Annotated in this window: 2 protein-coding genes; both read left to right on the forward strand. The window is 40.1% G+C overall.

Translation table 11 applies throughout. From position 1 onward, the window contains the following. Positions 1 to 1147: nucleobase:cation symporter-2 family protein (locus Q0F90_RS08945; RefSeq protein ID WP_296004896.1), on the forward strand; the 1147-nt coding region annotated here is incomplete at its 5' end. 204 nt (positions 1148 to 1351) lie between these two features. Continuing rightward, positions 1352 to 2178: RuBisCO large subunit C-terminal-like domain-containing protein (locus Q0F90_RS08950; RefSeq protein WP_296004898.1), on the forward strand; the 827-nt coding region annotated here is incomplete at its 3' end.

Below are 2178 nucleotides of genomic sequence, written 5' to 3' on the forward strand. Positions count from 1 at the left end.
TCGTATTCCTCTTATTCAAGGTGTAACATTTGCTTCTGTAGGTCCTATGATCATGATTGGTCAGCAGCATGATATTACAACTATCTACGGTGCGATTATCGTAGCCGGTCTCTTTACATTCCTTGTGGCTCCATTCTTTAGTCGATTGATTCGTCTATTCCCACCTGTAGTAACAGGCACCATCATTACTATTATTGGTATCAACTTGATGCCAGTAGCAGTTAAATGGATGGGCGGCGGTGCAGGCAGTCCAAACTTTGGCGATCCGCTTAACATTGCTCTTGGTGTAGCTACATTTGTTCTTGTTATTGTAACCTATCGATTTGGTAAAGGATTTATTGGTAATCTAGCAATCTTAGTAGGTCTTATCCTTGGGACAGCCCTTGCTATGATTTGTGGTATTACTGACTTCTCCGAAGTAGGTCGTTCTCAATGGGTATCCGTTGTAACACCATTCTACTTTGGTCTTCCAACCTTTGATTTTGCTTCTATTATTTCTATGATCATTGTAATGCTCGTAGTTATGGTTGAAACAACTGGTGACAGTATCGCTGTAGGCGAAATTGTTGATAAACCTATTGGTCAAAAAGAGTTGGCGGCAGTACTTCGTGCTGATGGCTTATCTACTCTTATCGGTGGTATTCTTAACAGCTTCCCTTACACAGCGTTCGCTCAAAACGTAGGTCTTATCGCTGTAACACGCGTTAAGAGCCGCTTCGTTGTAGCAGCATCTGGTGTAATTTTAATTTTATTAGGTCTTTTCCCTAAATTAGCAGCTGTTGTAGCTTGTATTCCTAATGCAGTATTAGGCGGTGCAGGTATTGCAATGTTCGGTATGATCGTTGCCAGCGGTATCCGTTCTCTTGGTAAAGTTAGCTTTGATGGTAACTACAACTTGATGCTAGTTGCGATTAGTATTGGTGTATCCATGATTCCTCTTGCAGCACCTAACTTCTACGCACACTTCCCAGATTGGGCTCAAATTCTTTTGAAATCTGGTATTACAGCTGGTAGTATCGTAGCTGTTCTTCTAAACGTTGTATTCAACGGCTTCGGTTACAAAACTGTTAACGAACCAAATCGTGCAACACGTAAATACCGTCATTTCACACGATTCAAAGGCTATCCTAAACATTTCTATCAATAATATATAGTTAGACGAGTTTATTCTCATACGATTACATGTATTGTCTCTCACTGTAGAAACCTTGCTTGTATAGGTAAAACATCTATATACATGTTTTCGATTTTAAAAGGTCTCACTCTAGTTTTAGAGTGAGGCCTTTTTTGTATGGAATCGTGTACTACTTTGGTATATAATTAAATAATATTATTGCAAAGGAGAAGCATTATGAAAGACGAGCGATTTATAGTTACGTATCGAATAGAAGCAAGTTCATATGAAGAAGCAAAAGCAATTGCTTGGGCTGTTCAAGTAGAACAAACCATAGAGTTTCCTTATGAATTTGTTACTGATCTATATATTAAAGAGACCATCACTGGTCGATTAGAGTCTCTTGAGCCTATGGAACAAGGTTCTGCCTATGCCAATGTTGGCGTCATGCCAAATGCTGTAATCGATGTATCTCGTTACTATGTGGCTCGTATTTCATATCTTGTAGACACTACGGCCTTAGAAGCGACACAATTTTTAAATGTTGTCTTTGGAAATTCGTCCTTACAACCTCATATTTGGGTAGTAGATGTAGAGTTATGTCCAACTCTTTACGATATATTTAAAGGACCACGTTTTGGTTTGCATGGGCTTCGCCAACTAGTGGAAACACCAACGCGTCCTATGATTCAAGCCGTTATAAAACCTATGGGGACACCTAATGAAGAGCTAGCTCGTATGTGTGGCGCTTATACACGTGGTGGAGCAGATGTGATTAAGGATGACCATGGCATCTCCAATCAGTCGTTCTCTCAATTTAAAGATCGGGTAAAGCGATGTGCTGCTATAGTGCGCGAAATGAATGATAAACACGGCACACATACTTTATATGCAGCTAATGTATCTGGCGATGGTACAGATGTAATAGAACGTGCTTATTTTGCTAAGGAAGCTGGCGCAACGGCCCTTATGGTAGCATCTGGACTTGTTGGTTTTGGTTGGTTACATAAACTAGCTGCTGATGAAAAATTACGATTGCCTATTATTCACCACCCCGCTTATTC

This window comes from uncultured Veillonella sp., from assembly GCF_934190855.1.
In the GTDB taxonomy this organism is placed as follows: domain Bacteria; phylum Bacillota; class Negativicutes; order Veillonellales; family Veillonellaceae; genus Veillonella.